Consider the following 3,224-nt stretch of genomic DNA (forward strand, 5'->3'; position numbering starts at 1 on the left):
TTCTTATTATTTATGACACATCAGATTGATTAGGTTTTAAAAGCTATTATCCTACCCAGTTTTTTGTCTAAACCTCATAGATTCGAGAGTAGCTAGCCATATCAAAGGTAGGATAATCAGCGCAGACCCTACTAACAAAGTCATATTTGGTACTTCATTAAACCATATGATTCCAACCACCACCGCCCCTATTAAACCTGAGTATTCCGCACTAGAGACTTTGTACGCTTCAATGTGTCGATACACCTGTACGCATATACCTGCATAAATCAAAATGAATACATTTGAACTGGCGGCCGTAATCAATGAGCGCCAATCAAATGGCTGTCCTTCCCAAATAGCCAAACCAAGCGCGAATGGGATTCCTAATAAATTGGTCAAAAGTAGCGTTTGATAGACAGTATGATGTTGTGGAAGTTTACGAACTAACAGATTGTTTAGCGCCATGGTTACCGCCACTATAAGGGCAAACACCGCCCCTAAATTGATCTGTTTCGGTTGTACAATAACGAGGATACCAGCAAAACCTAATATAGAGGCTGCGATAGTCGGAAAGTTTAATCTGTCTTTATAAAATAAAAAACCCAGTGGTAATACAAATAAAGGGGCGGCATAAAAAATAGCATTCGCAGTCGCAAGAGGCAGTGCTTGAAGAGACAGTACCATAAATATCACACCCAATAACCACACGTGACTACGAACAAAGTGCCATTTTATATTACTGAATAACTTGTTCTTTTTATTAATTAAGCAAAATGGCAACAGCATTAAAACCGCTGTGCATTGACGAAACAGGATAAATTGATATACCGCCGTCTCAGAGGGCAAGGCCTTTATCAAGGTGTCTGAGAAGACCGCAATGATATTTCCTAGTACCAATAGCGTCATGGCAAATGCAACACTCATCTTTGGCATTTTTAGCCTCCCCGCCCTATTCAGAATTCAGAAACTGTTAAAACCCCAATGGGTTCATGCTGATTTAACGATCTGTCAGGCAGTATATTCAAGTAAGAGTATGATGTATAATGATATAAAACATATTTAGTATTACCTGAGGTAATAATGGATTTACCACCGCTGCGTGCAATACAGTGCTTCGAGTCCGTTGCACGGCTTAACAGCTTTTCAAAAGCAGCAGAAAGCCTCAATGTGACACAAAGTGCCGTGAGTCACCAAATACGCATCCTTGAAGAGTATCTTGGGGAAGCAATGTTTTACAGGCAAGGCCGGACCTTTTCGTTGACAGAGGTTGGTGAGCGTTATTTCACAGATGTGAGTGGCGCATTGGGTCTACTTTCAGATAGTAGTCAGATTATTAAACATGGAAAACCTGGGCGTATACGCTTAGCTCTGTACAGTTCAGTCGCAGTGAATTGGTTGATTCCTCGACTAGAAGACTTCTATAGACAGTATCCAGAAATAGAACTTACTTTAGATATGGTTAATCATCCCTCTGATTATAATGAGCAAAGGGCCGATTGTTATATCACCGTCGATCCTCCTCCACATGCTTTCATCAGTAAGTTTTTATTTGCTGAAACTTTATATCCTGTTTGTGGTCAAAAGCTTTGGGAGAAAATAAGAGATAAACCCCTTCCTGACGCATTGTGGCGGCATCCAATATTGTCTGTGAGATATGCAGATACGAGCGAGAATACAGCGGAGGATTGGCTGCGATGGTGTAAGGCAGGCGGATTTGAATTACCAAGCGATATAAAGATAAATCATTTTAGTCATGTACTATTAGCGATAGAAGCCGCACGGTACAATCTGGGTATTACTCTTACCAATAATTATATGATGCAGGATGATGCTTATAAACAAAATATCGTTAGAGTTCCAATGCATGAATTTCTAACAGGGGATAACTTTTACTTCGTTTGCAAGGAATTAAGGAATAATCAGGATGATATTATTAAATTAAGCGAATGGCTAGAATCCCAATGTAATGATACCCACCGAGCAAATCAAAGCAACCGATAACATCTTATTTTGGCATACCGGAGGCGCGCCGGCGCTATTTGCCTACGCTGATGATTTAGATATACGTTAACGAAACTTGCACAGCGCGTAAAACCTTCTAAATTGAAAAACCACTGATGAGCTAGTATCTTTTGCCTAAAGATTCGGCTTAGCAGCAGTATTGTTCATTCTATTATAAAGGTTTTTTATGGGTCAAATCAGTGACTGGGTACTCTCTATCACGGCGAAGTTTGGCTACTTTGGCATTATCTTTGCCATGTTTGCCGAAAACGTCTTTCCGCCTATTCCCTCCGAGGTTATTATGCCTGCTGCTGGGTTTGCCGCCTCAAATGGTGAGCTTAATCTCATACTTGCCATACTAGCAGGGACGCTTGGCGCGGTACTTGGTGCGTTACCGCTGTACTATTTAGGCCGCGTGTTTAATGAAGATCGCTTGATAGCCTTAACCAAAAAATATGGCAAATTTGTTTTTGTAAAACCTGACGATATCAAAGCTACCAATGAGTGGTTCGATAAGCACGGTAAAAAAGCGGTATTCTTTGGTCGTATGGTGCCTGGTATCCGCTCGTTCATCTCGATTCCTGCCGGTATGAATAATATGCCGATGCTACCGTTTTTGGGGCTCTCCGCACTTGGTGCAAGCATTTGGACGACAGGTCTGACGTTCGCGGGTTACTATATGGGCCAAAACTACGAGGTTATTGAATCGACGCTCGCCCCTTACTCGACAGGTATTGGCATCCTTATCGTTGTCATTATTATTGGTTGGTTTGTAAAGCGGCGTTTATCTGATAAACACTAACAAACGCGCAGGCCGATAATCACTAAGTGCTAACGCCTTGATCTACTTGTCGATAGCGTCCAACCCTAAGCGCATCCAAGTAATCGCCTGCTCTTGATGCTCTGTCATCGCATTCCAAATACCGTCTTCGCTAAAGATAGAATGAGCCTCACCAGAGTGCTTAATCGTGACATCAGCCTCACGATCTTGTATCCACTGCGGACTTAAATAATACTCTTGTACCTCAGACAGTAGCGCTTCTGCCTCTCTCCAATCTTGCTGCGCCTGTAATAATTTTGACTGTAGAGCAGACCAACGCTCAAATTTGTGTTGTATGTCTTGTGGATCAATGTCTTGTGGATTAATAGCTTCGCTCATCATATAACTCCTATTTATAGTTGCAAAAATCTCTTTAGAATTTCAAATCAGCTAATACCTTGTCTTTACCTGTGATAATTCA

The 3,224-nt window shown here is 41.4% G+C and carries 4 protein-coding genes; 2 read left to right on the forward strand and 2 right to left on the reverse strand.

The features are described 5' to 3' along the window. Window positions 1-51 precede the first annotated feature (51 nt). Window positions 52-915 (reverse strand): DMT family transporter, encoded by an 864-nt coding sequence (locus ACT3RN_RS14985; protein WP_442440180.1) that lies wholly within the window; start codon window positions 913-915, stop codon window positions 52-54. 147 nt (window positions 916-1,062) lie between these two features. Here ACT3RN_RS14985 and ACT3RN_RS14990 point away from each other — a divergent pair, with 147 nt between their 5' ends. After that, window positions 1,063-1,983, forward strand: coding sequence for a LysR substrate-binding domain-containing protein (locus tag ACT3RN_RS14990; RefSeq protein WP_087041102.1), 921 nt, complete (start codon window positions 1,063-1,065; stop codon window positions 1,981-1,983). A gap of 187 nt (window positions 1,984-2,170) precedes the next feature. Continuing rightward, the gene (locus ACT3RN_RS14995; RefSeq protein ID WP_192520841.1) at window positions 2,171-2,785 is read left to right on the forward strand and encodes a DedA family protein; all 615 of its coding nucleotides are present in this window, start codon (window positions 2,171-2,173) and stop codon (window positions 2,783-2,785) included. A gap of 42 nt (window positions 2,786-2,827) precedes the next feature. On the opposite strand, the gene ACT3RN_RS15000 is transcribed toward ACT3RN_RS14995, so the two are convergent. Further along, the gene (locus tag ACT3RN_RS15000; protein WP_226945179.1) at window positions 2,828-3,145 is read right to left on the reverse strand and encodes a DUF4298 domain-containing protein; all 318 of its coding nucleotides are present in this window, start codon (window positions 3,143-3,145) and stop codon (window positions 2,828-2,830) included. Between the last annotated feature and the right edge of the window lie 79 nt (window positions 3,146-3,224).

The organism is Psychrobacter sp. AOP5-GZ1-6 (genome assembly GCF_052376345.1).
In the GTDB taxonomy this organism is placed as follows: Bacteria; Pseudomonadota; Gammaproteobacteria; order Pseudomonadales; family Moraxellaceae; genus Psychrobacter.

Bases quoted from the DNA above. Each gene is read 5' to 3' on its own strand.
- ACT3RN_RS14985 (WP_442440180.1), bottom strand. From the start codon at position 915: ATGCCAAAGATGAGTGTTGCATTTGCCATGACGCTATTGGTACTAGGA.
- ACT3RN_RS14990 (WP_087041102.1), top strand. From the start codon at position 1,063: ATGGATTTACCACCGCTGCGTGCAATACAGTGCTTCGAGTCCGTTGCA.
- ACT3RN_RS14995 (WP_192520841.1), top strand. From the start codon at position 2,171: ATGGGTCAAATCAGTGACTGGGTACTCTCTATCACGGCGAAGTTTGGC.
- ACT3RN_RS15000 (WP_226945179.1), bottom strand. From the start codon at position 3,145: ATGATGAGCGAAGCTATTAATCCACAAGACATTGATCCACAAGACATA.